We start from the raw sequence: 26054 nt of genomic DNA, 5'->3' as shown, positions 1-26054 counted from the left end.
GCGCAGAGGACAACCATGCACAAACCTTACTATCCCTTGCTGGCGTTGGCGGGAGCCGGCACCGTATTTTCCGGGGCGACACCGGCCGAATCGAGCGTTAATTTGCCGGATACCGTCGTAACGGCGACTCGCACCGCCACGCTTACCGACGAACTCGCCAGCGCGACCACGGTATTTACACGCGCCGACATCGAGCAATCGCAAGTCAAAACCCTGCCCGATCTACTCAAAACCGCGCCCGGCCTGGACATTACTCAGAACGGCGGCTACGGTCAGCAAGCGAACGTCTATATGCGCGGCACTAATTCCGACCATATTTTGGTGTTGATCGACGGCATCAAGGCCGGTTCGGTCACTTTGGGCACCACGGCGTTTCAATGGTTGCCGATCGATCAAATCGAGCGGGTCGAAATTACCCGAGGACCGCAATCGGCGCTCTACGGTTCGGAAGCGATCGGCGGTGTCATTCAGATTTTCACCCGCAAGGGTGCTCGGACCGAAACCCCCAGCATCAGCCTGGATGCCGGTGCCGGGTCGTTCGATACCGTCAACGGCGCGGGTTCTATCAGTGGCAAATGGGGCGACAATTGGTATAGCTTGGGCGCTTCTCACCTGGGCAGCCAAGGTTTCAATACCCGCAGTATCGGCACGGAAACCGATAGGGATGCCTATTACAACACCGGCCTGAACGCCCGTGTCGGCCATCGTTTTGCGAACAACGCGGAGGTCGAAGCCTTTTTCATGCGCGCCGAAGGCAAATCCGAATACGATGGCACACCGAATCGAACCGATTTCGTCAATCAAGTGGTCGGTACGACGGCCAGCTTCGACGTACTGGAACATTGGCGCTCGATACTCCGTTTCGGCCAGACCGAGGACAGGGCCGACAATTTCAACGCTAACGGCCAGTTCAACAGCCAATACAACACCACCCGCTGGAATGCCAGTTGGCAGAACGAATTTCGCCTGACCGAAGCCCATCGTCTGACCTTGGGCAGCGATTATCGCCTCGACGAAGTGCGCAGTTCGGTGAACTACAGCGAATCCTCGCGCTACGACGTCGGGGTATTCGCTGATTTGCACAGCCGGCTATTCGATCGCCATTTCATCAACGCGGCCTTACGCTGGGACGAGAACCAAGCCTTCGGCGACCGGGTGACCGGCAATTTCGGCTGGCGCTTTAATTGGGATTACGGTTTGAGCGCGTTCGCCAGTTTCGGCAACGCGTTCAAGGCGCCGACCTTCAATGACTTGTACTGGCCGCACAACCAGTCCGACTTTGCCGGCTTTACCTACATCACCGAGGGCAATCCGCGGCTGAAGCCCGAGGAATCGACGACCTTCGAAGCCGGCCTCGCTGGACAGCATGACTGGCTGAATTGGCAATTGCGCGCCTATCACACCAATATCGACAATCTAATCGATTGGGCCGGCGAAATCCTGAATTCGACCACCTATCGCTATCAGCCGCAAAACGTCGATAAAGCCCAAATCGACGGCCTAGAGGCGGAACTGGGCGGTCAATGGCTGGGTTGGCAAAATAAGTTGAGCATGAGCTTGCTCAGCCCGCGCAATCGCCAAACCAATCTGGATCTGGCCCGGCGCGCCGAGCAAAGTCTGTCTTACGATTTGTCGCGCTCGTTTGGTGCCGTCGACGTTGGCGGCCATGTGCTGGCGCAAGGCCATCGCTACGACGACCGGGCCAACACCCGGAAAGTCGATGGCTTCGTGACCGTGGATTTACGCACCGCCTTCCACATCGACAAGCATTGGACGCTGAGCGCTAAATTGAACAATCTGCTGGATAAGCAATACCAAACCGTCGATACTTATAATACCGCCGGCCGGAACTTTTACTTTTCCGTACATTACAACAATTGATTTCCTTGGAGACCTCTCGATGACCATGCCTAGTTTTGCCGTCAAACCCGGTGCCGTCGCGTTGATGGCGCTGATGGCCGCCACCCGCTTTCACCATTTCGGCACGCCGTTCGCGCTACCCGATGCCTCGTTGGCGATTTTCTTTCTGGCCGGCTTATGGCTCGGCGGTCGCTATCTGTTCGCGCTGCTGTTGCTGGAAGCCGGGTTAATCGATTACCTGGCCATCACCAAGCTGGGCGTTAGCGATTTTTGCGTATCGCCCGCCTACGGATTTTTGATTCTTGCCTATGGAGCGATGTGGCTGGGCGGGAAGTGGTGCCGGCGATACAGCGGCCTTACCGCCGCCAATGTCGCACAGCGCTTCGCGGCGCTGGTCGTTTCGACATCGGCCGCCTTTTTGATTTCCAACGGCAGTTTCTACTGGTTGTCGGGCCGTCACGCCGAAACCTCGCTGGCTCAATATGCCGAAGGTTTCGCGAAATACTATCCATCCTATTTGTCGGCCACCCTGATTTACGGCATTGCGATTTTTGCGGCGGTCTCGGCCGTCAAGGTACTGTTAGCCCAGAAAGCGGCACGCGCGGCGATTTGACAGCCTTCGCGAGTGCTGCTCGCGATTCGGTCGTCGCTAAGCGGTTTGGAGCGGTAAATCCGGATTCACCGCTCCGCCGCTCGGTCAAGATTACATGATTCAGTTTTGCACCTGCCATCCCGAAAGGTCGGCCTCGCCGCATACCTTCATCCCTTAACCGCATGACCTTGACCCTGATCGTCCTTTTAGCCGTAGGACTGGACCGCTGCCTGGGCGAGCCGCGCAATGCGTTGCATCCGTTGGCGGCATTCGGCCGCTGGGTCGGCATTCTGGAACGAAGCTGGCTCGATCTGGCCGCCTCCCCGGCCAAGCAACGCTGGGCAGGCATTCTGGCTTTGCTAGGCGCGGTGGCCCCGGCGTTGTCGTGCTTGTTGGCGCTTCCGGCGATACCGGCATTGCAAGCCGGATTGGCGGTCGCGATCCTGTATTTTTGCATCGCCGCCCGTAGCCTGGAGCAACACGCCACGGCAGTTGCCTCTGCTTTGGAAGCCGGCGACCTGGCATTGGCCAGGCAACGGGTCGGCTACATCGTCAGCCGTCAAACCGAAACAATGTCCGAGGAAGACGTGCGGCGAGCCGTAATCGAGTCGGTGTTGGAGAACGGCGCCGACGCGGTATTCGCGCCGCTGTTCTGGTTTGTACTGGCCGGCCCGTCCGGGGCGGTCCTTTATCGGCTGGTCAACACCCTGGATGCGATGTGGGGCTACCGGAATACTCGCTATCGGTATTTCGGCTGGGCCGCGGCGCGTTTCGACGATGCGTTGAACTGGCTGCCGGCGCGGCTGACTGCGTTGAGCTATGCGGCGTTGGCCGACACGGGACGGGCACTACGCGCGTGGCTGCAATTCGCGCCGTTACTGGATAGTCCGAACGCCGGTCCGGTGATGAGCGCCGGCGCCGGCGCGTTGAATCTGCGGTTGGGCGGTCCCGCCGTCTATCACGGCCAGCTCAAGCAAAAAGCCTGGTTCGGCGGCGACAGATCGCCGGAGTTGGCCGACATTGCCCGCGCTTGCGGTTTGGTGCAACGAACTTTGTGGTTGTGGCTGGCGGCGATCGCGCTGGGAGACTACCTTGCTTGAGCACGGCGGCCGATTGCGCCGGGCCGCTCGGTATTACGGCATACCGCTGGCCGATTGGCTGGATTTGTCCACCGGCCTGAACCCAAACGGCTGGCCGGTGCCGGCCATTCCGGCCGAATGCTGGCAACGCCTGCCCGAGGATGACGACGAGTTGCCGGATGCCGCGCGTCGTTACTACGGGAACCCCCACATTCTGGCGGTGGCCGGTTCCCAGGCCGCGATTCAAGCCTTGCCGTCGTTGCGCCCGCCGGGGCGAGTCGGCGTACTGCATCCGGCTTACGCCGAACACGCCGCCAATTGGCAACGCGCCGGCCACCCATTAGTCGTGTTGAGCGAAGCGGACATCGAACCGGCACTGGACGACTTGGACGTGCTGATTGTGGTCAATCCGAATAATCCGACCGGTAAGTTATGGCAGCCGGCCCAATTGCTGGCTTGGCAAATTCGTCTCGCCGAGCGCGGCGGCTGGCTAATCGTGGACGAGGCGTTCATGGACAGCCGGCCCGATTCGAGTTTAGCCAGCTTGCCGGTGCGGCCGGGCTTGATCGTGCTGCGCTCGCTGGGCAAGTTTTTCGGGTTGGCCGGCTTACGTTGCGGTTTCGCGATCGCCGAAGCGGATTTGCTGGCCCGGCTGGCGGAGACGCTGGGGCCGTGGCCTATCAGCCATCCCGGCCGCTATGTCGCGACCCTGGCCTTGGCCGATACGATTTGGCGGCAGGCGGCCATACGGCAATTGCAAAGTCAAGCGGCTCGGCTGGCAGCGTTGCTGAGCGACCATGGCTGGCCGCCCGACGGCGGATGCGATTTGTTTCAATGGCTGCGTTGCCCGGCGGCGCCGGCCTTGCACGCCGCGCTGGCCGAGCATGGCATTTTGACCCGTTTGTTCACCGAACCGGACGGCCTACGCTTCGGCTTACCGGGCGACGAGGCGGCCTGGCAGCGACTGAGTCAGGCCCTGGCCCGGCCGGAAATTCAAGCATTGCGCCGTTACTGAGCCTCGTGCCGCGAGGCGGCCGGCGCCAACTGGTATTCCTCGCCCTCCTTGGCCAGATAAATCGGCGGCTCGGTGCCGATGTTTTGCAGGATGGCGTGATAAATCGATTCCAGATCGGCGTCGCCGCGCGTCGGCTCGTGGTGGGTCAGAAACAGGCGCTTGGCGGCGGCCTGCTTGGCATGCGCTATCGCCGAGGCATAGGTGCCGTGGCCCCAGCCGCGCCGATGGGCGTATTCGGTTTCGGTGTACGACGAATCGATAATCAGCGCATCCACGCCGCTCATCGCGGCGATGACTTCGGCCAGCTTTTGTTCGGTCAAATCCTGCATCGCTTGAAAGCCGGGATGGTCGCCGCGGTAGGGATTGGTCGGCGGTTCGTAGTCGCCGGTAAAGAACAGCGAGCTGCCGTCGGCATCCTCGATCCGATAACCGAAGTTGTAGACCGGGTGGTTCAAGACCGTCGGCGTGACTTTCACCCCGCCAACCGCCATCGTTTCGCCGGCTTTTAGCGTGAAGTAGCGGATGTCGGCTTGCAACTGGGCTTCGCTGATCGGGAAATAACTGTGTTGCAATTGCACGTTCATCGCCCGCTCTATGCCTTGCTGAGTGAAGGGATCGAGTCCGCCGTAGATGTTGATGCGATTGCCGGCCTTGAACATCGGCAGAAAGAAGGGTAGGCCCTGGATGTGGTCCCAATGGGTATGGGTAATCAGGATGTGCGCGGTCAGCGGCTGACGGCTCTCCAGGCTCTGAGCCAGCGCGTGGATGCCGGTGCCGGCGTCGAGAATGATCAAGTCCCCGGACGAGCTGGCGATTTCGATGCACGTGGTATTGCCGCCGTATTTGACCGTATTCGGGCCGGGGGTTGCTATGGAGCCTCTGACACCCCAGAATTTGACTTTCAACGCCAATCCCCCATGCCGCTCAGTGCGCCTCGTCCCAATTCGCGCCGGTTCCGGCTTCGACGAGCAGGGGCACGGCCAACTCGGCGGCGTTGGACATGATGGCGACGATTTGGGCGATGCTGGCGTCGAGCTGGGATTCGGCCACTTCGAACACCAATTCGTCGTGTACCTGCATGATCATGTTCAGGTCGGCGCCGCTGGTTTCTATCCAGTGATGGCAGGCGATCATCGCCCGTTTGATAATGTCGGCGGCACTGCCCTGCATCGGCGCATTGATCGCGGTGCGCTCGGCGTATTGGCGCTGAGCGGCGTTGCGGGCGTTGATGTCCGGCAAATACAGGCGGCGGCCGAAGATCGTTTCGACGTAGCCGAGGCGCTTGGCCTGTTCGCGGATGTCGTCCATGTAGCGTTTGACACCGGGATAGCGGCTGAAATACAGATCGATGTAGGACTGGGCCTGATTGCGCGGCAGACCCAGCTGTTGCGCCAGACCGAAGGCCGACATGCCGTAGATCAAGCCGAAATTGATGGCCTTGGCCGAGCGGCGCAAATCGTGGGTAACTTGGTCCGGCGCGACTTCGAACACTTCGGCGGCCGTGGCGCGGTGAACGTCTTCGCCGTCGGCAAAGGCTTTCAGCAAGCCGGCGTCGCCGGACAAATGCGCCATGATCCGCAGTTCGATCTGCGAATAGTCGGCGGCGACGATTTTATAGCCGGGTGGAGCGATGAAGGCCTGGCGAATTTTGCGGCCCTCTTCGCTACGGATCGGAATGTTCTGCAGATTGGGATCGGTGGACGACAGCCGGCCGGTCGCCGCGACCGCCTGATGGTAGGAGGTATGCACCCGGCCTGTCTTAGGATTGATCTGTTGCGGTAGTTTGTCGGTATACGTCGATTTCAGCTTGCTCATGCCGCGATGCTCCAAAATCACTCGCGGCAACGGATAATCGATTGCCAGTTCCTGCAGCACCGATTCGTCGGTGGACGGTTGGCCTTTCGGCGTCTTCTTCAATACCGGCAATTTTTGGCGGTCGTACAGAATTTCCTGAATTTGCTTGGGCGAGCCCAGGTTGAAGGTCGAACCGGCCAGATCGTGGGCCTGGATTTCCAGGCCTATCATCCGATCGGCGAGTTCCTGGCTTTGTTGCGCCAGCATATCGCTATCGATCAATACGCCGTTGGCTTCGATGCGGGTCAACACGTCGATCAGCGGCACTTCGATTTCGTTATACAGCGTCCAAAGACCGGGTTGCCGTTGCAATTGCGTCGACAAGGTTTGGTGCAAACGCAAGGTGATGTCGGCGTCTTCGGCGGCATACTCGGTGGCTTGGTCGATGGCGACCTCGGCAAAGCCGATCTGCTTGGCGCCCTTGCCGCACACGTCTTCGAAATGGATGGTTTCGACGCCGAGGTAGTGCTTGGCTAGGTCGTCCATATTGTGCTTGGTGGCGGTACTATTGAGTACGTAGGATTCCAGCATCGTATCGTGGCGGATGCCGCGCAACGCGATGCCGTGGTTGGCCAGCACGTGGGCGTCGTATTTTAGGTTTTGACCGAGCTTGGCTTTCGCGGGATCTTCCAACAGTGGCCGCAAGGCCGCCAATACGCTCGACCGTTCGAGTTGGGCCGGCGCGTCCGGATAATCGTGCGCCAACGGCAAATAGGCGGCCCGGCCGGCTTCCACCGCGAACGAGACGCCGACGATTTGCGCGTCGCTGTAATTCAGGCTGCTGGTTTCGGTGTCGAACGCAAACAGATCGGCTTGCGCGAGCGCCGCCAGCCAGGACTCGAAATCGGCTTGATCGAGGATGGTTTGATACTCTCTGCTCAACGCGGCGGCGGATTCGGAGCTTGCTCCAGCGTTTCCGTCCAGGCTCTCGGCAACGTCGGAAACCGCGGTAGTCGAAGGCGCGGCGTCGCCGTTCAAGGTCTTTAGCCAACTGCTGAAGCCGAGGTGGCCCAACTGTTTTTTCAAGGCCGGGATGTTCGGTTCCTTGCGTTTCAGGTCGTCCAGCGTGTAATGCAGTGCCACGTCGCATTTGATCGTGGTCAGCTCGCGCGACAGCGGCAACTGGCCCAGCGCGTCGCGGAGGTTGTCGCCGATTTTGCCTTTGATGTCGGAGGCGTGGGCGATCAGATTGTCCAGCGTACCGTATTCCTGCAACCACTTGGCGGCGGTCTTCGGGCCGACCTTGGGCACGCCGGGAATGTTATCGACCGCGTCGCCCATCAAGGCCAGATAATCGATGATTTGCTCGGGCTTGACGCCGAATTTGTCGATCACGCCGGCGATGTCCATCCGGGTATTGGTCATCGAATTTTCCAGGCTGATTTGATCGTTGACCAATTGCGCCATGTCCTTGTCGCCGGTGGAAATGACGACCTGGAAGCCCTGGCGGGCCGCGCTTTGCGCCAAGCAGCCCAACACGTCGTCGGCCTCGACGCCGTGCTCGATAATCAGCGGCAGCCCCAGCGCCCGAATCAGTTCGTGCAAGGGTTGGATTTGCACCCGCAAATCGTCCGGCATCGGCGGGCGATGGGCCTTGTATTGCTCGTACATGTCGTGGCGAAAAGTCTTGCCCGGCGCGTCGAACACCACCGCGAAATACGGCGTGTTGTAATCGTTGATCAGCTTGCGCAGCATGTTGGAGACGCCGTAAATCGCGTTGGTAGGTTCGCCTTGCGCATTGGTCAGCGGCGGAACGGCATGAAAGGCGCGGAACAGGAACGACGAACCGTCGACCAGGATCAGTTTTTGTGTGGCGGAATCGGACATGTGAGCTTATCGGCGCAAAGATTCGGGCAACGATACAGGGCCGAATCAGGCCCTGCAAGTGTTGAATATCACAGACCGGTGGCGATTGGCGCGAAACTCGCGTGTCGCGCGGCATATCCCGGCCGGTGGTTTACTCGGCCTCGGCCGGTTCGGGCTGGTCCACCAAGGCGGCGATCACCAAATCGCCGCTAACGTTTAGGGTAGTCCGGCACATATCCAAGAAGCGGTCCACACCCAGGATCAGCCCCATGCCTTCGGCCGGAATGCCGACCTGTTGCGTCAAAATCATAATCAGCGGCAGCGAGCCGCCGGGTACGCCGGCGGTGCCGATGCCGGCCAATACCGCCATCATCACGACTCTAACCTGTTCGGCCATCGACAGATCGACCCCGTAGACTTGGGCCAGAAACAACACGGTAATGCCCTCGAACAGCGCGGTGCCGTTTTGATTGGCGGTCGAGCCTATCGTCAGTACGAAGCGGGCGATTTCCGGTTTGATCGCCAAATCGCGCTCGGCCAGCTCCAGCGAACGCGGCAGCGTGGCATTGGACGACGCGGTCGCGAAAGCGTATAGATAGACTTCCCGACAATCCCGAAAAAACGCCAGCGGCGACCGCTGGGTAAAGGTTTTCAACAATGCCGAATACACCAGGGCTTGTTGCAGCAGCAAGCCGCCGACGACAACGGCCACGTAAAATCCCAACGACACCAAAATGTGGTGGCCGAACTTGAACGTCGATTGAAACACCAGCGCGAACACCGCCAACGGCGCCAGACGCATCGCCCAATCGACGACGACCAAGCTGGCGGTATAGCTTTCTTCTAGCAATTCGACCCAACGCGACGCCTTGCCGGCCGTGATCGTGGCCAAGGCCGCGCCGAACACCAGCGAGAAAAACATCAGCGCCAGCATTTCGCCTTCCAACGCTTGCGAGGCGGTCGCGAATGGATTTTTCGGAATAATATCCAACAAGGTTTGTTCGATGGGTTTGGCTTGTTCGGCGTTTCGGCGGATGCCGCCGACCGCCGTGGTTTCGCCGCTTTGGGGAATTTCGACGCCGACACCGGGTTCGGCGATATTCACCAGAGTGATGCCGATCGCAACCGATGCGGAACTGGCCAACAACGTGAACAGTAGCGTGCGCCGCGCTACCCGCGCCAGGCCGTGGTGGCTGCTGAGTTGGAATACCCCCAGTATCAGGCCGCTGACGACCATCGGCACCACGACCATGAAAATCAGCCGCAAAAAGATCTGCCCCAACGGTTCCAGCACATAGCGAACGCTCAGTTGCAGAGGCAACCAGCCTGCGTATTCGTGGCCGATCAATCCGGCCGCGGCACCCAGTACGAGGCCAAGTAACAAGCGATGGTGATTTTTCATGGCGGTCTAGGACGAAATCGCAAAGTTCGGATGATACTGCGAATCGGCGCGAGGACCGAGATTGGATTGTTATGTTTGGGAATGGGTGCGGATGGCACGATGGGTCGTCCCTGCCTGGATAAAAGCCGATGTCCAAGCTTTTATCCAGGTATTCCTTGGCGTCGTTGTTTTCCATGTTCACGGGGGAGAGAACTTAACATCCTTGATGCCGCCTTTAATTTAGCAAGTGGTATGCCAAAACAACCAGGCCAAGCGCGATGCGCCATGCCTAGGCCGATCGACACGGAATTCGTTAAAAACTATGTTAAATTCCGTAAAAAATACAAATCGTAGCGGCATTTCCCGCACTTCGGTCGCTCTGGCGCGAATCATGGATAATGTCCGGGAAATTTACCGCCGCCGAACTTAGCTTGAGACATTTCCGACATCCCGAACGTTACCGCACCCCGGCCCGCCGCTTTCGGCCGGCCGCGGCTTCATCTTGGTGGCGTTCTCTGAAACGGGGATTCGGCTATGCGATTGCCGCTTTCGTCGTGGGGTCGGTGCTGAGCGTCGCGGTATTGCGCTACTTACCGCCGCCAACCTCGGCTTTCATGTTGAACCGGCATTGGGAAGATTGGCAGGCAGGCAAGGACTATCGGCCGATCTCCCAGCAGTGGGTCGACGGCGGGCGTATATCCCCGCATGCCTATGCGGCGGTGGTGGCTTCGGAAGATCAATTGTTTTTTCAGCACAACGGCTTCGATGTCGAGGCGATCGGCAAGGCATGGTCGCACCATGCGCGCGGTGGCAAGCTGCGGGGCGCCAGCACGATCAGTCAGCAAGTCGCGAAAAATTTGTTTCTGAGTCCGGCCCGAAATTGGACCAGAAAGGCACTGGAGATTTGGTTTACCGTGCTGATCGAGGCGTTCTGGAGCAAACAGCGGATACTCGAGATCTATTTGAACATCGCCGAATTCGGCGATCATTTATTCGGCGTCGAAGCGGCCAGCCGCCGTTATTTCGGCGTTCCCGCCCAACAGATGACGCCGGCGCAAGCCGCATTGTTGGCCGCGACGCTGCCGAATCCTCTACTGCTGAAAGCCGATAGACCCAGCGCTTATGTCGCTAGGCGGCAGAGCTGGATATTGGCGCAAATGCGCGTGGCGGGTCGCTGAGGCGGACCCGTTCGGGCTCATTCGATGCTTTCGGTGTCGTCGTCGGATTCGCTTTGGTAGGCCGCGCCGGCATCGGCGATCAGCTGTTTCAAGTATTGATACAGCTGCCTTGCGGCCTTCGGCGGTTTGCCATCCTTCGCTTCTTTCTGAGCATTGCGTTGCAACTGACGCAGATGCTGGGTGTCGGCGTCCGGATATTCGCCGACCAATTCGGTAATTTGACCGTTACCGGAGTCGGCCAATAATGCGTCGCGCCAGCGTTCGGCCTGGTGGTGCTCGCGCACCGCATGGGCGCTGCGGTTTTTGAGGCGGTCCAGCTTTTCGCGGATCGCGTCGGTATCGAGCTCGCGCATTCGCGCGGTGATGTATTTCAGCAGACGCTTCTTGGCGGCGTTTTGCCCCATTTTGCCGGCATCACGCAAGGCTTGCTCTATCGGTTCCGGCAGCTCGAATTCGGCGATTTGGGCTGCCGACAAGCCACAGATTTCCTCGGCCATCGCAAACACTTCGGCGATTTCCTTTTTGATGCGCGTCTTGTTTGGGCGTACCGCGTAATACTCGACTTCGTCGTCTTCGTCTTCCAGATAAAATTCTTCGTTCATTTCAAACCATTGCGATGAGGAACAGCACAAACATCACGACCATGACGAGCGGCACGATCAAGCCGCCCCAGTCGGATGGTGCTTGCCGGCTGCGGGCCAACGCGGCTTTGATGCCGGGTTGCATCCAGAATAAAATCAAAAGCGCCAAGGCGCCAATTAGCAGATTTTCCCAAGTGGAAAGCATGGTGTCGTCCCAGTTGCGGCCGACAGACGGCGGCCGGAGTGCCGTGTTCGGCATATCTTAACAAACCTGATGGAAAGCCACGGTCAGGTTTTGTCCGGCGCTTTAGGATAGTCAGGGAGTTGTCGCCGATAAATGATTGCCCCGGCAGGGAAAAGTCCGGATAGTCACAGAAGCTGTGGATAAGTCTGTGAGTTGAGCGGCGATTTCCGGTCGAATTCCCCGGTTTTCCTGAAGCGAGCTTAAATTGTACAGAAATTGGCCAATAAAAATACATTATTTATCAATGGTTTGTCTTTACTCTTTTGAATTCAACGAGTTATTTTGTCAAGCTTTTTTACAGTCTCGTCTTTAATGGCTAAATGTGAATAACTGATAATGAAGCGATCCGTCCGACTTGGACGATTCGGCGGTTTCCCCAATTGGCCAGTTCTAAGGATTCAACAAATTTGCGATAATGGCCGGTTTTTGACAGAGTCTTTTCATGTGGTTTAAGAATCTTGCCGTCTATCGGTTTTCCGAGCCGTTCGAGTTGTCCGCCGACGCCGTGCAACAAAAACTGGCTGAGTCTCCTTTCAAGCCATGTGGTAGCCACGACACCTTCAGTTTCGGCTGGACTTCGCCGTTGGGGCGGGCGTCCGACGACCTCGCGCATGTCAACAATGGCTTTTTGATGGTTTGCGCCAAGAAAGAGGAAAAGGTGGTTCCCGGTTCGGTCGTTAACGAGATGCTACAGGATCGGATTACTGAAATCGAAGAGCGCGAAGCTCGCAAACTGCCGGCCAAGGAACGCAGTCGGCTGAAGGACGAATTAATTTTTGATTTATTGCCGAGAGCCTTTTCCTTTTCCAAAAAGACCTATGCCTACATCGACAGTCGAGGTGGTTGGCTGGTTGTTGACGCTGCCTCGGCGAAGAAAGCCGAGGACTTATTGAGCCTGTTACGCAAATGCCTGGGCTCGTTGCCGGTGACGCCGATTGCCGGCAACGGCATGGCCTCCAGCGTGATGACCCGGTGGCTGCTATCAAACCAAGCCCCTGGTGACATTGTCATCGAAGACGAATGCGAATTGCGATCACCCGAGGAAGAGGGCGCAATTATTCGCTGCAAGCGCCACGACCTGGGTTTGCCGGAGATCAAAAATCATTTGGATACCGGAAAACAAGTCATTAAATTAGCGATGAATTGGACGGATAGGCTATCGTTTGTGCTCGACGAGAATTTGGCGATTAAGCGCCTGAAATTCCTGGATTTAGTGCAGGAACAAGCCGCGAGTATCGAGGCGTTCGACGAAGTCGAGCAATTCGATGCCGATTTTTCGATTATGACAGCGGAACTTGCCCAGTTCCTGCCGCGTCTGCTCGAATTATTTAACGTTGAAGGTAAGGTTCAATGAAAACCCGATTATTGATAAGCCTGTTGATAGGTGTGGTCGCGGCCGTCCCGTCGGCCTCGGCCTTGACCTTGCCGCCGCCGGACCGGCCAGGCGATAGCCTGATCGGCAATCCGCCGCACGAGGTCAAATATGTTGCGGCCAAACAAGAAGACACGTTGATCGATATCGCCGTCAATTTCAGGCTGGGGCAGGATCAAATTGTGTTGGCCAACCCTTATGTCGACCGCTGGTTGCCGGGCGCCGGCGCTCAGGTGCGTATTCCCAGCAGTTTTTTACTGCCTAACGCGCCCCGCGAAGGGATTGTGATCAATTTGCCGGAAATGCGAATTTACTACTTTCCGGACGCTACCAAGGTAGTGACGTATGCGATCGGCATAGGCAGGGAGGACGACTGGAAAACGCCGCTTGGCAAAACCCGGATTCTCGGTAAAACCGAGCGGCCATCGTGGACGCCGCCTAAGTCCATCATTGCCGAACATTTGGCCGATGGCGACGTTCTGGAGCCGTATTACCCGCCCGGTCCCGACAACCCGTTGGGGTTGTACGCGTTTCGCCTGGGCATTCCCGGTTATTTGATCCATAGCACCAACAAAACCAATGGCGTCGGCATGCGCGTCAGCCATGGCTGCATCAGGATGTATCCCGCCGATATCGAGCAGTTCTTCCCGATGGTGAAAACCGGTACCACGGTCAATATTGTCAATCAGCCGATCAAGGTTGGCTGGTATCACGATACCTTGTATCTGGAAACCTATCCGCAAATGGAAGAGACGCCCGCGACTTTCGAGCAGCGCTTGCATGTGGCATTGGATTTAATCGAACAAGCCAATGGCGGCAAGATGCCGGTCATCAAGGGGGCGATTTTGAAAGCCGCTCTCGAAAAAGCCAGCGGCATTCCGATTGCGATTTACGAGAGACCCGTGCAAACGCCGGCTATCGTACAAAGTCAGGCGCACTGACCGCTAACTCGGGACAACAAAAAAAGCCCGTGAACCTTTCGGTTCACGGGCTTTTTTAATCGGCAACTCAAATAATAAAGCTTATTTGTGTTGTGATTTTTTGAACATGCGGTCCAATTTGCTGTTGGTATCTTGAGCATATTGAGCGGCACGGTTAGCAGCGGCTTCGGCAGCGGCAGCTTTAGCAGCAGCTTCGGCAGCGGCAGCTTTGGCGGAAGCGGCGTCAGCAGAGGCAGCGGAAACTTGTGGTTTCAGGCTGTCGATTTGACCTTGCAGGTTTTCGATATCTGAAGTGCTGGCGCAACCAGTAGCCAGAGCTGCAACGGCAACAACTGCTGATAATTTAATGGCTTTCATCATGGTGTTTTCCCCTTGATTGTGGTTTCAAAAAATAAAATGAAAAAACGGTGGCAATTGTCCAACATTTTTTTGGTTTTTACCAACATTATTTCACGGTGACAAGCGTCCCTTTTTCCACCCATTGACTCAACAAGTCTATTTGTTCGTTAGTCAATGCGATACATCCGTGTGTCCAGTTTGTGGTTTTATGAATGGCGAGATTGGCACTACCCAAGCCATGGATACCAATCTGACCTCCCAATTCGGTGTTTTGCGGCGGAATTTGGCCGGCAGTATGCGCCCGGGCGATGGCTTCGTAGGTGCCCAAATCGATTTTGCCTTGTTTCAAGGCTTCGTCGGCGTGGTCGACATCCGGATAGGTCAAGCCGAAAAACTTACGAAACGAGCTTTTCTGATTGATCCAGCCGATACGGTAGTTGCCGAGCGGTGTCACATCGTCGCCGCGATGGCTTTTCTTGCCCGCGCCGCTACGGCCGATGGCGATGTTTTCCAGCACGGCAAGCGTTTTTTCACCTTTCTTGACCTCCATGTTCAGCTTTTCGGTATCGACCAGCAGCCAGACGTCCGATGCCAGACTTACCGAGGACCCTAGACAGCCAATTAGGACAAAAACTTTCGATAATTTTTTCTTCAGCATGGCAATCTGTAAATAACCGGGGTTTTGGTGTAATTTAACCCTTTCGAAACGCGGTAAAACAAAGGGTAGCATATGACAATAACAATCACCAAAACCACTCCCTATGACGATCAAAAGCCCGGCACATCGGGGCTACGGAAAAAAGTAAGCGTTTTCCAACAACCGAATTATCTGCAAAACTTCGTCCAATCCATATTCAATAGCTTGGACGGCTTCCAAGGCGACACCCTGGTCATCGGCGGAGACGGTCGCTATTTCAATCGACAAGCCATTCAGATCATCATCAAAATGGCGATCGCCAACGGTTTCGGTAAGCTCATTATAGGCCAAGGTGGCTTATTGTCCACCCCTGCCGCGTCGAATATTATCAGGAAATACAAAGCCTTCGGTGGCATAGTTCTATCGGCTAGTCACAATCCCGGCGGACCTGACGAAGATTTCGGCATCAAGTACAACGTCGGCAACGGCGGCCCGGCCCCGGAGAAGTTCACCGATGCACTCTACGCTAATACCAAAGTTATTGCCGAATATCGGAGCGCGGAGGTTGCGGACATCGATCTGGATACGCTTGGCGAGCAACAAATCGCCGGTGTGAAGGTTAGCATCATCGATCCGGTGGCCGATTACGCCGCGTTGATGGCCGACATTTTCGATTTCGAATTGATTAAACAAAGCATTGCCGCCGGTTTGATCACGCTAAAGTTCGATGCCATGCATGCCATCACCGGTCCCTACGCCAAAAAAATATTGGAAGAGGAGCTTGGCGCTACGCCGGGCTCGGTGTTCAATGCCGTACCGCTGGAAGATTTCGGCGGCGGTCACCCTGACCCGAATCTCGCGCATGCCCATGAGCTGGCCGAAATCATGTTCGGCGCGGACGCCCCGGTGTTCGGCGCGGCATCCGACGGTGATGGCGACCGCAACATGATCATGGGCGCCAATATTTTCGTCACGCCCAGCGACAGTTTGGCGATCATGGCCGCCAACGCCAAACTGATTCCGGCCTATGCCAAGGGTATCAGCGGCGTGGCTCGGTCGATGCCGACCAGCCAGGCTGTCGATCGAGTCGCCGATAAACTCAGCCTACCCTGCTACGAAACCCCAACCGGCTGGAAGTTTTTCGGCAATTTGCTCGACGCCGACAAAATCACGATCTGCGGCGAAGAAAGCTTCGGTTCGGGTTCCAATCACGTGCGCGAGAAGGATGGCTTGTGGGCGGTCTTGTTTTGGTTGAACCTGATCGCCCGCAAACGCCAACCGGTCGCCGATATCGTCCGCGAACATTGGCAAACGTATGGCCGCGACATCTATTGCCGGCACGACTATGAGGCTGTCGATAGCGATATCGCCAACGGCATACTCGATCACTTGCGCGGCCTGCTGAACGGCTTGCCCGGCAAAACTTGGGGCGATTACACGGTCAAATGTGCCGACGAATTCAGCTACACCGATCCGGTGGACGGCAGCGTCAGCAGCGCGCAAGGCATACGCATCGGCTTCGCCAACGGCTCGCGTATCGTGTTCCGTTTGTCGGGCACCGGTACGGTGGGCGCCACGTTGCGAATCTATCTGGAGCGTTACGAACGCGACGTCGCCAAACACGATCAGGATGCTCAAGAAGCCTTGGCCGATTTGATCGCGCTCGCCGAGCAGTTTTGCGAAGTCAAACGGCGTACCGGCCGTAACGCACCTGACGTGATCACCTGATTCGGCGTTTTCAGGCGCCCCGGAATTTGGGTCGGTGCCGAGCGGCGCGGTTTTCTCCTCGGGTCGAACGCGGCAAGCCGCGCTTCGGCCTGCTAACATTAACGGCCAAAAGCCGGCCGACGCAGTTGGCGGGTTAGGTATCGCCGTCGCGATTGGCGCCGGCGGCTTTGCTGTTAACGCAGCGTCGAATGCGGCGCATTCGAAGTTCGGGCGATAGAACGGGGAGGAAGGGACATGTTGGATATTTTCGGTCCAGGTAGACGGGCGGACTCGTCGATTCGAGCTTTCGCTCGATGGGTATTTTCAACTTGTCCGGCCGCGGTCCCCGATAATCCGCGCGTCGCAGCGCTCTCAATCGGGCTATGCTGGACCCTCGCCGGGTTGCTGACGCTGGCTTGCGCCGGACCAGCCTGGGCCGGGAGTCCCTTTTACCTGACCGCCGAGCGCAGCTTTTCCAATACCGAGTCGCCGGCCGTACGCCTCGATTACACCGTCACCGACCAGCCCATGTTGCTTCGGGTATTGAAGGCCGACAACCTGGAAAATTTTTTGGATGGTCAATTCAATGTCAGTCGCAGTTACGAACAACCCGTTAACGAACTCAATCCGGGCCACTATTTCGCCAAGGGTCTGAATAACGCCCAATCGCCGTTGAAGCTGTTGCGCGGCCTGTTGGATGTGGAGTTCCGCAAGGCGTTGAAAGAAAGCAACTTTAGCGGCTCGGTATTGACCGTCACCGAAAAACCGCTGGTCTCGGTGCCGCAACAGATTTTGGTCGCGGCGCCTAAAGGTTTTAGCGTCGTCAGGGAAAGCTATCTGGATTTGCAACGCAACGGCCGGCAAACCCATGACTTGGGCTGGTGGTTTAACGAAGACGCCTGGAGTGAAAACCGTTACAAGGTTAGGCAAGTCGCGCTCGAGCCCTTGCCGGACGGCCTTTATTTATTGCAGGCCGTGCAAGGCAAAACCGAGGCGCAATGCTTGATTCAGGTCAGCAGTCTGGCGGTACAGGTCAAGCAATCCAGCGAGCAATTGCTGGTGCGGACGATGAACCGCGATCTGCAACCGGTGGCCGGCGCCAAGGTCAGCGTTCGCGACGGCCGTGGGCGTTGGCGGGCGATCCCGGGTGCTTCCGATGCCGTCGGCGAATTGCGTTTCGACAACCCCGACGGAATTCTAGACGGCAAATTGCTGGTCAGGGTCGATGCGCCGGCCGGCAAGCCGGGCGAAGCACCGCGCACCGCGCTGACCGCGACGGACTTTCTACCGACTCAGGCCAAGGACGACGCGGTGTTTGTCATGACCGACCGGCCGATCTTCAAGCCCGGCGAAACCTTTTTCTACAAGGGTATCGTCCGCAACATGCAGGATGGACGGTTGCAAATACCGGCGTTTCAATCCAGGCAAACCGACGTTTCGTTGCTGCGCGCCGACGGCAACGCCACCGGTTTGCAAGGCCAAACCCTGTTGACCGATTTCGGTTCGTTTTCCGGCAGCTTCGATTTGGACCCCGCACAGACGCCCGGCTTGTACCGCTTGCTGGCCCAGATCGACCAAAAAGCCTACGGCGGCGAATTCAGGGTGCGCGATTACATCAAGCCGACTTTTTATCTGGAATGGCTGGATCGCAGTTCCAGCGTGCAACCCGGTCAACCTTTCAACTTGAAATTCCGCGCCAAGCGCTATAGCGGCGGCGTACCGCAAAACGTCAAGTTCGAGGTGTTTCTGTACCGTAAGAAATTCGAGGTGCCGCAATTCGTCAGCGAGGCCGGCGCCGGTTTGACGGCCGGCAACGATTATTTTGGTCAGATCAAATCCGCGGCACCGCTGAGCCAGCCGCAGCGATTGTTCAGTTCGATCGAAGCGCGTCAAGCCGTCGATGCCAGCAACCCGTGGGAAACCGCCGCCAAACTGGCCGAAAACGGCGACGGCAGCTTCGAATTCACGGTGCCGGTCGAGGCTCAAGCCGATGCCAAACAGCCCAAACCCGAACAGGAATGGATTTATACCCTGATGGTGCGCGCCCAGGATACGGCCGGCGGCAGTGCGATTTTGACCGACAACCTGTACGCGACCCTGTCGGAAGCCCAGCCGGCGTTACGCTTCAATAAAACCGTCGCGGCGGTTGGCGACAACGATCTGCAACTGTTGCTGCAAACCAGCTATCCGGACGGCAAACCCGCCGCCGGGGTCGGTGGCGTGGTCGATGTATTGCTAGAACAACCCGGTTCGGCCAAGCGCGGTCTGGTCAAACTGGAATTCCAAACCGACGAACGCGGCCAGCAAGTATTGACGATCCCGGCCCTGCAACAATACGGTCGCTTGTCGGCGGTCGCCCGCTTGGAAACCTTGGCCGGCAGAGTGATGAACCATGCCGCGGAGTCGCAAGCGGCAACCTTGATTGTCGCCGGCAGCGGTGGCGAAGCGGTGGCGGACAATCCGGAACTGGAGTTGTACACGCCGACCACTATTCTCAGCCCCGGCGAGCAAGCCAGGATCTTCGCGCTGCTGCCCAAGGCCTGGGGAAATAACGAGCGCGGGGCAATCTGGGAAACCGTGGCGGGTGCCAAGTTGTTCGATAGCCGTAGCGCTCAGGTGCAAGGCCGCAGTCGATGGTTCGACGTGACCGCCAAACCCGAATTTGGCACCGGCTTTTACCATACCGTGACCGTGCCGGTGGCTGGCGGCAAATTTAAGGAACAGACGCTGGGTTTCAGAATCGTGCCGTGGGACAAGCGTTTGCAAATCGCCATCGAACCGGCCCAAGCCGAAGCCGAGCCGCTGAAGCCGACCCAAATCAAACTTCAAGTCAAGCGCGCCGATGGCACGCCGGCCGCCGACACCGAATTGGCGGTGTCCATCGTCGATCACGCCGTTTACGCGGTGCAAGCTGAATTTCGGCCCGGCATTTTCGACTTTTTCTACCCGCTGCAACGCAGCAATTTATCCACTTTTTACTCCGATGACCTGCAAGGCTACGGTTACGCCGATTTGTTACGCAAACCCAATTTCGCGCTGAGTGCCTTGAAAAGTCAAAGCAAGCTGGCGAAGAAAGCGATGCGCGATACCGCCGGCTGGTTTCCGCATGTCGTTACCGATGCCAACGGGGTTGCCGCTATCGATGTCGATATGCCCGCCAACGTCACCGAATGGCTGGTCACCGCGGTCGCCAGCGACAAGGACGGCAGGCTCGGCGAAACGACCGGCCAATTTCGCACCAAGACCGACATCGCCGTCGATACCGTCGGCCCGCAATTTTTGCGCGGCGGCGACGAAGTCGAATTGGCCGTGAAGTTGATCAACCACTTGGCCGATCCGGTTAAGCTGACCGGCGATCTGAGTCTTTCGGAATCGCTGCAGCGACAAAGCGGTGAGCTTGCCTGGGCTGCCGAATTGGCCGGCAAGGCCGAACAACTGTGGCCGCTGCGTTTACGGGCGGCCGTCGAATCCGGCAACGCGTCCCTGAGGGTGGGCTTGACCGCGCCGGCGCCGGTCAAGGTCGGTGGTACCGAGACCTTCGATCTGCCTATTCAGCCGGCCGCGCTACCGCAAGTCTATGCAGCCGAACGCCGCGATGGCGGTTTGCATTTCGATATTCCGGAACCAGCCCAAGCCAAGCAACTGACGGTGCGGGTCAATTCCGGCTTGCTCGGCGCGGCCTTGCAAGCAGCGGCCATGCTGGCGCAATACCCTTACGGCTGTACCGAACAATTGGCGCATAGCACGGTGCCGAATCTGGTGCTGCTGGACTTGATCGAGCGGGCCGGTTTGAAAGCCGAGCAACTCGGACCGCTCGAAAAGCCCTTGCAGCGTGCCAAGCAAAATGCCGCGCTGGGTATCCGCAAATTGATACAAAACCAAAAAGCCGACGGCGGTTTCGGATTGTGGCCCAACGACAGCGCCGCGAGCGTACCGGTCACCTTGATTGCGATGCAGGCCTTGAAATACGCCGAGGAGTTAAAGATCGACGGCGCCGCCTCCGCCTACGGGAAAGGCGTGGTCTGGCTGGAGCAACAGGCCGCCAGCAACCAAGCTTCGGACGGTTTTACGTTGGCCGGCTACACCGCCGCCACTTATATTTACCAAGGCCCATGGCAACAGCAGGCCGATTTCGTCTCCCGAGTGTATGCCGACGATCGGGCCGGCATCGCCGACTTGACCGCCGCGCTACGTTTGGTCACCGCCTATCGAACCATTAGCTGGCACAGTTTCAATCAAGCCTTGCAGGACAAATCCGATCTGCAAAAACGCTTGGTTACCCGCTTGCAACAAGCCTTGGACGCGATTGATCCGGGTGCTTATCAGTCCGAGCGCGGCGAGTTGTATGGCCGATTGGGTTTTGGCTTCGGATTGCCCAGCGTGGTTTCCGAAGGACTAGGTGTTTTGTTTACGGCCGGTGAACTACCTCAGGCTCTGGAAACCAAACTCAAACGCCTGCTGCTGCAAACTCAGCAACACGGCTATTGGACTTCGACTTACGACACGGCCCAAGTGATCTTCAACACCCGCGAACTACTCAGCAAGGAAGCCGCCGCCGCGCAAAACGCCAAGGCAAGGTCCTTGAAAGCCAGCGCGGCCGGCCGCGTGCTGGGTAATTTGAATCGAATACCCGGCGGTTATCTGGGGCGTTTCGACTCATTGCCGGCGGCCGGCGAACTGACCGACATCCGCATCGCCGAGTTAAACGACACCGACGTGGCCTCGGCCAGCTTGCAAGTCGATGTGCCGTATCCGGCGGTTAGCGCTCGCGCGGCCGGTCTGACCGTCGAGCGGGCTTTTCGCCGCATCACGTCGAGCGGCAACGAATCGATCGACTTGAACCAGCCGCTAAGCCTCGGCGATGTGGTGATCAGCGAACTCCGAATCAAGCGGAACGACGAGCCGGGTCGTTTGCCAACCGGCAGCGAATTCGTCGTCGTCGAAGATGGAATTCCGGCGTTGGCGGAAGGTCAGGAGAACGATCAAACCTACTTAGCCGACGCCAAATTGCAAGCCAGCGACGACAGCTATTGGGCCAACGTCAAGGAAACCCAGCGCTACCCGGACCGCATCGTTCGCGTCGCCAAGCTACAACCCGGTGGGGATTTAACCTTATACCAAGTTTGGAAAGTCGGCCGTCCCGGTAATGCTGCGATACCGCCGGCCAGCGGCTTCGACATGTATAACGAGGCGGTTAGCGGGAATAGTCCGGCCGGAAGAGTGATTGCGCGCTAGAAAAGAGGTGCCGGACTATCCGCCAAGCTCCGGCTCCGACCCGGAGCATCCGGCAAACCTGGTTTTTGACGGTGGCTTGTTGGCGGAAGACGCCGGAGGATTTGCCGCTATTTGGCGTTAGCTGGTGGCGAGCTTAGCAGTGGCAAACCGTCGCCGCCTGAAAACAAAAATCGAATAACAAGCGCCATTCCAGCGCTTGAATCCGTCGGCACAGCATTTCGATTTCCGCGTCACCCTTTCTGCCCAGCTCGCACAGGTCGACGAAACCGTAGGCGTCCCATTCGCGCTGTTTACCCAAAAAGCCCGCCATGCCGGGCAATTCCTGATCGGCAATCAACTGTTGAACTTGCCGGTTCAAGTCGGGAAAAATCGGGTGGCGGCCGGTGCGATCCAGCCAATATTTGCTGTTGCCGCTGTCCGGTTCGCGGCGGTGCATGATCGCATGCCAATAACTCCCGGAAGGCCCGGTTATTTTTTGGCTGATTCGATGGCTTTGTTCGAGATAGTCGTAATACAGCCAAAGCCCGGCAATACACAGCGCCGCATAATTGCTGTCCTTGACGACGCGCGGTGCAAACGCTGTTTCGATTTGCAGCGAGTTCAAGGTGTCGTAAACACTCGGGTCGGGCCGTCCCGGACCTAAAACCATCAAGCGCTGTTCGGCCAGCAATTGACCGAAAACCGGGCCGTAAAATTGGCTGTCGAAGGTGGAGGAAAGCATTGGTTGGCCTTTTGGGAAATTTGTAACTTGAGTATTCGAAGCGGTAGCGAGCCGTATCCGATGACTTTTTCATTTGGCCATGAAGTTGAATGGACAACGGTAATACACTGCTGGTCGTCCGCTCACCGTTAAACGAACAATGCGTCAATCAGGCAATGACGAGTTTATCATCGCCGAATACTCTGCTTCGGGAATTATCGCTTCGGCAATCTTTTGTTTTGCTTGGCTGGCTAACGATTGTAAAGCATTATTGTCGGGCTGATTTTCAGCAAGCCTGACTAACTTGACCAATATTTTGAATTTATCCAATTCGGTGCGGCGCCTTTCATTTTGAGCCTCTCGATCCAAACCAACAACGGTTATGGTTGTTTTGCCGTAAATATTGTCTTCAAGCGCATACGGAATCTCTTGTCGAAAGCCAATATATTGGCTTGGATCAGTTACGGACGGATTGATTAATAATGGCAGCTCAAGAGTAATATCGTCATGATGGCTAAGCGCGCGTTGTTGCGGTTCTAACAACGGGAACAGGTTTTTCTTAAATTGCTGATTGCACAAAGAACAACTCAGTAATAAATTTCCCCAATCGTATGCCAACCAATAATAGCCGGGCTCTTGTAAAGTATCTTGCTCGGTTTGTTTAAATCCGCCTTTCGGCCGATAATGTTCAACATCGCCATAGCTGATATGGCTGATTTTCGATTCGCAAAAACAGCATTTGTCGTGCTGCATTTGCTTCAAAGTCGATTTTACGGTTTCGTGTCCATAAATCTTGCTATCGAAATCGAATTCTCTTTGCTCTTCGTCGTAAGCTGCACATAAAGCGCGCCGTTTTGTTTGGCCTTGCTCCTGCAAGATTATCGGTTCTGGTGCGCGCTGGATGAAAATCATGCGCTTTGTTTCAACAGCTCCGCCGCGCGCCGAATAATGTCCATCGCCTCCATGTCTTGGCGAGTTTCCGCCGTGGGTAAGTCGCCGATCTGGGCTTCCAGTTCGTTTAATCGCTCTTGATCGGCCGAGGATAAATGCGGCTGACTCAAGATTTGCCGGCGTTGCGTCAACAGGTTTTCGTAATGCGGCGAGCGGGCGCTGGGTATATCAAACAAATCGCTGGTCAATAACTGGTCGATACGCCAGCCTTTAACATCTTGCGGATGTTGATGAATTTTCACCGAATCGCCTTCGCGCTTGAGTACCACGATATTGGCGTTTTCCGCAGCCTGCACGATTAAAGGGCTATGAGCGGTGACGATAAACTGAGTATTGACGAAGCGTTCGCTCAAATAAGCCATGATGGTTCGCTGCCATTTGGGATGCAGGTGCAGGTCGATTTCGTCGATTAATACCACCGCCGGTTCGGCGATGGGGTTGGCGCTATTGGGATAGTGTTTGAATAATTGTGCTGCTAAATCGACCATCCAAGCTGTCATGGTTTGATAGCCTAAACTCAACCGCGATAACAACAGCCAGCCGTCAGGCAGTTCAAATTCGACTCTGGGATTGGGCGATTTTTCGCTGGGTGTGGAGATGCGAATATCAGCGACATCCGGTAGTAAGGCAATCAACGTGTCTTTGATAATCGTCAGGCGTTTTTTATAGCTTTCCTGAATTTCGGATGGTGTTTTAGCAATGTAATCGGTTTGTAGTAGCCATTCTTCGGCATCTATTAAGCCTTCGGAGCTTTCAAATGACGCTTCTAATTCAATATCAAATACATCATCCTTTTTTCGTTTCCTTGTAGCGGTATAAAGATAGAACGCTTGCGGTATTTCAAATTCAGGCTGTTCAGAAATAGGGATTTCAATACCATCATTTAACCGCGAAAATTTTTGTTGAATATATTCTGATTCAGCTTGACTCAGGCCCTTCCCTTGAACACATATAACATCAATCCTTGACCTTTGAGAACTCGAATGTCTAGCTAAACTAGGATATTGAAAGAATATGGTTTTGAAGTTTGCTAGCGCTTCAAATAATGTTGTCTTCCCCGTCCCATTATCCCCCAAAATCACCGTCCACCGCGCCGGCGTGCCGTTGCCATCAGACAAATCCAGTGTTTGCTTTTTGGCAAAACAGCGCACGTTTTCTACCGATAACGACAGAAAATAAACGCCTTGATTGCTAGGGGGTGCGGTCATTGATAGAGGCTGATGAATTGATTGTTGGGTGACGGCTATCGCCTAACCCAACCTACACAATTGATTACAACAATAACCGCCTTATATCCGCCAAATTGGCCTTCAACGCTTCCATGAAGCGCGCACCCTCGGCGCCGTCGATGACGCGGTGGTCGTAGGTGATGTCCAGCGGTAGCATCAGTTTCGGTTCGAACTCCTTGCCGTTCCAGACCGGTTGCACCTTGGAACGAGTCACGCCCAGGATCGCGACTTCCGGGGCGTTGACGATGGGTGTGAACGCGGTGCCGCCGATGCCGCCCAGGCTGGAAATGGTCATGCAACCGCCCTGCATGTCGGCGGGTTTCAACTTGCCGAGTCTGGCCAGTTCGCTCATTTCGGCCAACTCGGTCGACAGTTGGAAAATGCCTTTCTTGTCGACGTCCCTTATCACCGGCACCACCAAACCGTTCGGGGTATCGACGGCGATGCCGATATGGAAATATTTCTTGAAGTACAGCTTGTCGCCTTCCGGGGACAAGGAACTGTTGAACGCCGGATACTTTTGCATCGCCGCGACCAGCGCCTTCATGATGAACACCAGGCCGGTCAGCTTGACGCCGTCCTTGCCTTGGCCGGCGTTGACGGATTTGCGGAATTCTTCCATCTCGTCGATAGAAACTTCATCATGGTAAGTCACCAGCGGCAAGTTGAGCCAGACGCGGGTTAGGTTTTGGCCGGTCAGGCGTTTGATTTTGCTCAACGGTTTTTCCTCGATTTCGCCGAACTGGCTGAAATCGACGGCCGGAATTGCTGGTATGCCGGCACCGCCGGTTGTCGCCGGCGCCGAGGTCATCACTTGCTTGACGAAGTTTTTCACGTCGTCTTGTAGGATACGTCCCTTGCGGCCGCTACCGGCGGGAATTTTGCTCAAATCGACGCCGAGTTCGCGGGCAAACAAGCGCACGCTGGGCGTGGCGTGAGGCTTGAAGCCTTCGTTGGCAACGACCGGAGCGGCAGGCGCTGGCGCCGGTTTAGCCGCTTCGGGTTTGGGCGCGTCGGCAACCGGAGCGGGAACGGCTTCGGCGGGTTCCGCTGCTGGGGTCGGCGCGGGCGCGGCCTCGGCAACCGCCGGCGCGGCAGCGGCTTCGCCGACTTCGACGGTGGCGATCAGGCTGCCTTCGGCGACTTTGTCGCCCGGCTTGATATGCACGGCCTTGATGATGCCGGCTGCGCTGGATGGCAGGTCCATGGTCGCCTTGTCGGTTTCCATGACCGCCAGGGTTTGCTCGATGGCGACGACGTCGCCGGGCTGGACCAATACCTCAACGATGTCGATTTCCGGCACGTTGCCGACGTCGGGGACTTTTACTTCGATTAAAGAACTCATGTGTCGCT

General features: G+C 56.8%; 20 protein-coding genes. 9 read left to right on the top strand and 11 right to left on the bottom strand.

Annotated elements, in window-relative coordinates:
• The first annotated feature begins 15 nt into the window (after nucleotides 1–15).
• From A1355_RS07290 to cobD, 4 genes are all read left to right on the top strand, one after another.
• Nucleotides 16–1881 carry a TonB-dependent receptor domain-containing protein gene (locus A1355_RS07290; protein ID WP_064026474.1) on the top strand — a complete coding sequence of 622 codons (1866 nt, stop codon included), beginning with the start codon at nucleotides 16–18 and terminating at the stop codon, nucleotides 1879–1881.
• A 19-nt stretch (nucleotides 1882–1900) separates the two neighbouring features.
• Nucleotides 1901–2473 carry a hypothetical protein gene (locus A1355_RS07285; RefSeq protein ID WP_064026472.1) on the top strand — a complete coding sequence of 191 codons (573 nt, stop codon included), beginning with the start codon at nucleotides 1901–1903 and terminating at the stop codon, nucleotides 2471–2473.
• A gap of 161 nt (nucleotides 2474–2634) precedes the next feature.
• Entirely contained in the window at nucleotides 2635–3552 is a 918-nt protein-coding gene (cbiB, locus tag A1355_RS07280) for an adenosylcobinamide-phosphate synthase CbiB (protein ID WP_064026470.1), read from the top strand.
• The gene (gene cobD / locus A1355_RS07275; protein WP_064026468.1) at nucleotides 3545–4546 is read left to right on the top strand and encodes a threonine-phosphate decarboxylase CobD; all 1002 of its coding nucleotides are present in this window, start codon (nucleotides 3545–3547) and stop codon (nucleotides 4544–4546) included. Before cbiB ends, cobD begins: the two co-directional genes overlap by 8 nt.
• Here the strand turns inward: cobD and A1355_RS07270 are convergent.
• The 3 genes from A1355_RS07270 to A1355_RS07260 all read right to left on the bottom strand — a co-directional run bounded on the left by A1355_RS07270 (nucleotide 4540) and on the right by A1355_RS07260 (nucleotide 9608).
• A complete protein-coding gene (locus A1355_RS07270; RefSeq protein ID WP_064026532.1) occupies nucleotides 4540–5451 on the bottom strand; it encodes an MBL fold metallo-hydrolase in 912 nt (303 codons plus the stop codon). The genes cobD and A1355_RS07270 overlap by 7 nt on opposite strands.
• 19 nt (nucleotides 5452–5470) lie before the next feature.
• Nucleotides 5471–8227 (bottom strand): DNA polymerase I, encoded by a 2757-nt coding sequence (gene polA / locus A1355_RS07265; protein ID WP_064026466.1) that lies wholly within the window; start codon nucleotides 8225–8227, stop codon nucleotides 5471–5473.
• A gap of 130 nt (nucleotides 8228–8357) precedes the next feature.
• The gene (locus A1355_RS07260) at nucleotides 8358–9608 is read right to left on the bottom strand and encodes a dicarboxylate/amino acid:cation symporter (protein WP_064026464.1); all 1251 of its coding nucleotides are present in this window, start codon (nucleotides 9606–9608) and stop codon (nucleotides 8358–8360) included.
• 377 nt (nucleotides 9609–9985) lie between these two features.
• Here A1355_RS07260 and mtgA point away from each other — a divergent pair, with 377 nt between their 5' ends.
• Nucleotides 9986–10765 carry a monofunctional biosynthetic peptidoglycan transglycosylase gene (mtgA, locus tag A1355_RS07255; RefSeq protein ID WP_082885414.1) on the top strand — a complete coding sequence of 260 codons (780 nt, stop codon included), beginning with the start codon at nucleotides 9986–9988 and terminating at the stop codon, nucleotides 10763–10765.
• 17 nt (nucleotides 10766–10782) lie between these two features.
• Here the strand turns inward: mtgA and yjgA are convergent, their stop codons facing one another.
• Both yjgA and A1355_RS07245 read right to left on the bottom strand, forming a co-directional pair.
• Nucleotides 10783–11367 carry a ribosome biogenesis factor YjgA gene (gene yjgA, locus A1355_RS07250; RefSeq protein WP_064026462.1) on the bottom strand — a complete coding sequence of 195 codons (585 nt, stop codon included), beginning with the start codon at nucleotides 11365–11367 and terminating at the stop codon, nucleotides 10783–10785.
• Nucleotide 11368: 1 nt separating this feature from the next.
• Nucleotides 11369–11605 carry a hypothetical protein gene (locus A1355_RS07245; RefSeq protein WP_231883592.1) on the bottom strand — a complete coding sequence of 79 codons (237 nt, stop codon included), beginning with the start codon at nucleotides 11603–11605 and terminating at the stop codon, nucleotides 11369–11371.
• 427 nt (nucleotides 11606–12032) lie between these two features.
• Between A1355_RS07245 and rdgC the strand changes: the two genes are divergently transcribed.
• Together rdgC and A1355_RS07235 are read left to right on the top strand one after the other, a co-directional pair.
• A complete protein-coding gene (gene rdgC, locus A1355_RS07240; RefSeq protein ID WP_064026460.1) occupies nucleotides 12033–12944 on the top strand; it encodes a recombination-associated protein RdgC in 912 nt (303 codons plus the stop codon).
• Nucleotides 12941–13903, top strand: coding sequence for a L,D-transpeptidase family protein (locus A1355_RS07235; protein WP_064026458.1), 963 nt, complete (start codon nucleotides 12941–12943; stop codon nucleotides 13901–13903). The genes rdgC and A1355_RS07235 overlap by 4 nt, the downstream gene beginning before the upstream one ends.
• 81 nt (nucleotides 13904–13984) lie before the next feature.
• Here A1355_RS07235 and A1355_RS24435 read toward each other — a convergent pair whose 3' ends face one another.
• Nucleotides 13985–14263 carry an Lpp/OprI family alanine-zipper lipoprotein gene (locus A1355_RS24435; RefSeq protein ID WP_082885413.1) on the bottom strand — a complete coding sequence of 93 codons (279 nt, stop codon included), beginning with the start codon at nucleotides 14261–14263 and terminating at the stop codon, nucleotides 13985–13987.
• Between the two features lie 85 nt (nucleotides 14264–14348).
• Complete coding sequence (locus A1355_RS07230) at nucleotides 14349–14900, bottom strand: L,D-transpeptidase family protein (RefSeq protein ID WP_064026526.1); 552 nt, start codon at nucleotides 14898–14900, stop codon at nucleotides 14349–14351.
• 72 nt (nucleotides 14901–14972) lie between these two features.
• On the opposite strand from A1355_RS07230, the gene A1355_RS07225 reads away from it, so the two are divergent.
• Nucleotides 14973–16607: an alpha-D-glucose phosphate-specific phosphoglucomutase gene (locus A1355_RS07225; protein WP_064026456.1), complete on the top strand. Its 1635-nt coding sequence runs from the start codon at nucleotides 14973–14975 to the stop codon at nucleotides 16605–16607.
• A 381-nt stretch (nucleotides 16608–16988) separates the two neighbouring features.
• The gene (locus A1355_RS07215) at nucleotides 16989–21821 is read left to right on the top strand and encodes an MG2 domain-containing protein (RefSeq protein WP_231883591.1); all 4833 of its coding nucleotides are present in this window, start codon (nucleotides 16989–16991) and stop codon (nucleotides 21819–21821) included.
• 133 nt (nucleotides 21822–21954) lie between these two features.
• Here the strand turns inward: A1355_RS07215 and A1355_RS07210 are convergent, their stop codons facing one another.
• From A1355_RS07210 to aceF, 4 genes are all read right to left on the bottom strand, one after another.
• The gene (locus tag A1355_RS07210) at nucleotides 21955–22542 is read right to left on the bottom strand and encodes a hypothetical protein (RefSeq protein WP_064026452.1); all 588 of its coding nucleotides are present in this window, start codon (nucleotides 22540–22542) and stop codon (nucleotides 21955–21957) included.
• Between the two features lie 144 nt (nucleotides 22543–22686).
• Entirely contained in the window at nucleotides 22687–23433 is a 747-nt protein-coding gene (locus tag A1355_RS07205; protein ID WP_064026449.1) for a hypothetical protein, read from the bottom strand.
• Nucleotides 23430–24680 (bottom strand): AAA family ATPase, encoded by a 1251-nt coding sequence (locus A1355_RS24430; protein WP_082885410.1) that lies wholly within the window; start codon nucleotides 24678–24680, stop codon nucleotides 23430–23432. Before A1355_RS24430 ends, A1355_RS07205 begins: the two co-directional genes overlap by 4 nt.
• 64 nt (nucleotides 24681–24744) lie before the next feature.
• Nucleotides 24745–26046: a dihydrolipoyllysine-residue acetyltransferase gene (gene aceF, locus A1355_RS07195; RefSeq protein WP_064026445.1), complete on the bottom strand. Its 1302-nt coding sequence runs from the start codon at nucleotides 26044–26046 to the stop codon at nucleotides 24745–24747.
• Nucleotides 26047–26054: the final 8 nt, after the last annotated feature.

The organism is Methylomonas koyamae (assembly GCF_001644025.1).
Lineage (GTDB): Bacteria > Pseudomonadota > Gammaproteobacteria > Methylococcales > Methylomonadaceae > Methylomonas > Methylomonas koyamae_A.
Note: the sequence above shows the minus strand (reverse complement) of the source record. Positions and strands in the feature narration are given on the sequence as shown.